The following is a 2,583-nucleotide window of genomic DNA, read 5'->3' on the forward strand; positions in this document are numbered from 1 at the left end:
CGGCGGCCGGTGTCGTCGACAGCAGGACGCCGGCGACGGCGCAGCCGTGCGCGACCAGGTAGAGCGGGAGCGTGCGGGTCTGGCCGAACCGGTCGACCAGCCGGGCCAGGTGCGGGCCCACGAGCGCCTCCGCGAGGGCGAAGGCGGCGGTGGCCAGACCGGCCGCCGCGTAGGAGCCGGTGCGGTCGTGCAGCAGCCAGACCAGGCCGAGGCCCGTCATGGCGATGCCGACCCGGCCGGAGGTGGCGCCGATGAAGAAGGCGGCGGCGCCGGGCGCGCGCAGGAGTGCGCGATAGCCGCCGGTGGCAGCAGACATGGGTGTCCTTCGTCGCCGTCCGGCGGGACGGGCCACCCGGGGTCGCCGGCGCCTGGTGCTGCGACGTGCTGAGGTGCGACCCGTGGCCCGCCTGGGGGCATCCTGGGCTGCGGTGGGACGGGACACGCGCCCCTGCCGCCGCCCCGACACCGGGCGGTAGTCGAACGATGTGCCCGGGCCGATGCGGACCCGGACGACTGCCAGGGACGCTAGCAGGATCAGCCGCCCAGCGGAACCTCGTCGTGCCGCGCCACGCCGAACGTGCCGCCCGGGTACCGCAGCCCGGAGAAGTACATGTTGGTGTGGGCCACGATCTGCTCGCCGGTGATCGGCACGCCGTCCCACGCGGTGTCGGTGGTGGTGTGCGCGTCGCCCACGAGCGTCACGTCGTAGCCGAGCGCGGCGGCCCGCTGCGTCGTGGTGCGCACGCAGAAGTCGGACTGCGCACCGGCCACGACCAGCCGCGTGGCGCCGAGCCCGGTGAGCACGTCGCCCAGGTCGGTCTCGGCGAACGAGTCGCGGTACGCCTTGTGCACCAGCGGCTCGTCGGGGCGACGGGCCAGCCCGTCCGCGAGGGCCCAGCCCGGCGTGTCCCGCTCCAGCCCGGGCTCGTGGTGCTGCACCCAGACGACGGGCGTCCCCGCGGCGCGGGCCCGGTCCGCGAGGGCGGCGGAACGGGCGACGACGCCGTCGGCGTCGAAGCAGCCGCGGACGACGTCGGCCTGGAGATCGATCAGGAGGACGGCGGTGGTCACGGGCAGGAGACCTCCCTGAAACTGTCGGGGTCGGCGAGGGGAAAGCGGTAGCAGACGGTGTCGGGGTCCCTGGTGGGCTGCCCGGTCCAGTCCTGGACCTCGCGGGAGTACTCGACAACCACGTCACTGGCGGACTCCTGGACCACCGTCCCGTCCTCGATCGCGTCGGGGTGCGGTGAGAGGTGCAGCTCGTTGCGGTCCAGGTCGGCGAGGCGCCAGGCCCAGCGGTCCTGGGCGGTGTCGGACAGCGAGGCGCCGAGCGTGACCAGCAGACCGACGATCGCCACGAGGGCGGCGACGACGACCCAGGGCGTGCGGCCGCGGGGCTTGGACGTCATGGCTCGCGCCGCGCCAGGCGCATCGCGATGCTCGCCGGCGCCGTCTCGACGAAGCCGAGGCTGCGGTACAGGGGCCGGCCCGGCTCGTCCGCGTTGAGGGTGATGTAGGCCCCGGCGGGGGCACGGTCCGCGATCTGGTCCAGGAGCCAGTTCATGACCCGGCGGCCCAGGCCCCGGCTCCGGTGCTCGGGCAGGGTCGCGATGTCGGCGATGTGGAAGTACCAGCCGCCGTCGCCGAGCGTGCGCCCCATGGCGACGGCGCGGTCCGTCGCGGCCTCGCGGACGTGGCAGAAGGCCCAGCTCGCGGTCAGCACGGGCGCGGCCTGCTCGGCGGACCTGGGGGACAGGCCGGCGGCCGAGCGCAGGTGCAGGTACTCGTCGACGCTGGGGGCGGTCGGGACCAGGACGTAGGGGACGTCGCTCATGTGAGCACCCTATGCAGTCGGACGGGGTGGTCGGGCAGCGGCCGTAGAGTCTGGGCATGCTGCGAACCCGCAACGTGGTGAAGCTCGTGATCGCGGGTCTCGTGCTCGTCGGCGCGGTCCTGGCGGCGCCCCCGCTGCGGCTGGCCCTCGACGAGTCCGCGGTGCCACCCGCGTCGACCTTCCCCGACCTGCCCGACGGCGCCCGCGTCACCTCGGTGGACATGGGCTGCGGTTCAGGAGGCTGCTGGCAGGAGTTGACCGTGCTGGCCCCGGCCGGCATGACGGGCGCGGCGCTTGCGGACGAGGTGGCGCCCGAGGGCGGGGATTGCCCCGTCCGGAGCCTGATCGACCTCCGCCGGGTCTGCACTGGCGTGGTCGCGACCGGGACGCTGGACGAGCCCGATGCGACCGACATCGTACGGCTCTACGTGCAGTACGACCGATCCTGATCCCGGAGCCCGCTACCGTGGCTGCGCATGACGCATGCCGACACCGTGATCGATGCCGACCTGATCCGGGACCTGCTCCGCGAACAGCACCCTGACCTGGCAGAACTCCCGCTGGAACTCGGCGCTCGCGGCTGGGACAACCAGCTCTGGCGCCTGGGTGACGAGCTCGCCGTCCGGCTCCCGTGGGCCACGGAGTCGGCGGACGAGCTGCTGCGCAAGGAGCACGCCTGGTTGCCGGCCCTGGCCCCGGCCCTGCCGCTGCCGGTCCCGGTGCCGCAGCGCCTCGGTGAGCCCGCCGAG

General features: G+C 74.3%; 5 protein-coding genes and 1 pseudogene. 2 read left to right on the top strand and 4 right to left on the bottom strand.

The window, feature by feature from the left end:
* From PROKR_RS34215 to PROKR_RS07350, 4 genes and pseudogenes are all read right to left on the bottom strand, one after another.
* Window positions 1-316: pseudogene (locus PROKR_RS34215) on the bottom strand (MFS transporter); the annotation flags it as partial.
* A 218-nt stretch (window positions 317-534) separates the two neighbouring features.
* Window positions 535-1,071 (bottom strand): isochorismatase family protein, encoded by a 537-nt coding sequence (locus PROKR_RS07340; RefSeq protein ID WP_084800299.1) that lies wholly within the window; start codon window positions 1,069-1,071, stop codon window positions 535-537.
* The gene (locus PROKR_RS07345; protein WP_036961338.1) at window positions 1,068-1,409 is read right to left on the bottom strand and encodes a hypothetical protein; all 342 of its coding nucleotides are present in this window, start codon (window positions 1,407-1,409) and stop codon (window positions 1,068-1,070) included. Before PROKR_RS07345 ends, PROKR_RS07340 begins: the two co-directional genes overlap by 4 nt.
* The gene (locus PROKR_RS07350; RefSeq protein WP_036961341.1) at window positions 1,406-1,834 is read right to left on the bottom strand and encodes a GNAT family N-acetyltransferase; all 429 of its coding nucleotides are present in this window, start codon (window positions 1,832-1,834) and stop codon (window positions 1,406-1,408) included. The genes PROKR_RS07345 and PROKR_RS07350 overlap by 4 nt, the downstream gene beginning before the upstream one ends.
* A 77-nt stretch (window positions 1,835-1,911) precedes the next feature.
* On the opposite strand from PROKR_RS07350, the gene PROKR_RS07355 reads away from it, so the two are divergent.
* Together PROKR_RS07355 and PROKR_RS07360 are read left to right on the top strand one after the other, a co-directional pair.
* A complete protein-coding gene (locus tag PROKR_RS07355; RefSeq protein ID WP_169736350.1) occupies window positions 1,912-2,283 on the top strand; it encodes a hypothetical protein in 372 nt (123 codons plus the stop codon).
* A 27-nt stretch (window positions 2,284-2,310) separates the two neighbouring features.
* Window positions 2,311-2,583: phosphotransferase (locus PROKR_RS07360; protein ID WP_036961347.1), on the top strand; the 273-nt coding region annotated here is incomplete at its 3' end.

It is taken from the genome of Promicromonospora kroppenstedtii DSM 19349, from assembly GCF_000515355.1.
Taxonomy (GTDB): domain Bacteria; phylum Actinomycetota; class Actinomycetes; order Actinomycetales; family Cellulomonadaceae; genus Promicromonospora; species Promicromonospora kroppenstedtii.

Excerpts from the sequence above, each read along its gene's own strand:
- PROKR_RS07345 (WP_036961338.1), bottom strand. The coding sequence starts at position 1,409 with ATGACGTCCAAGCCCCGCGGCCGCACGCCCTGGGTCGTCGTCGCCGCC.
- PROKR_RS07350 (WP_036961341.1), bottom strand. The coding sequence starts at position 1,834 with ATGAGCGACGTCCCCTACGTCCTGGTCCCGACCGCCCCCAGCGTCGAC.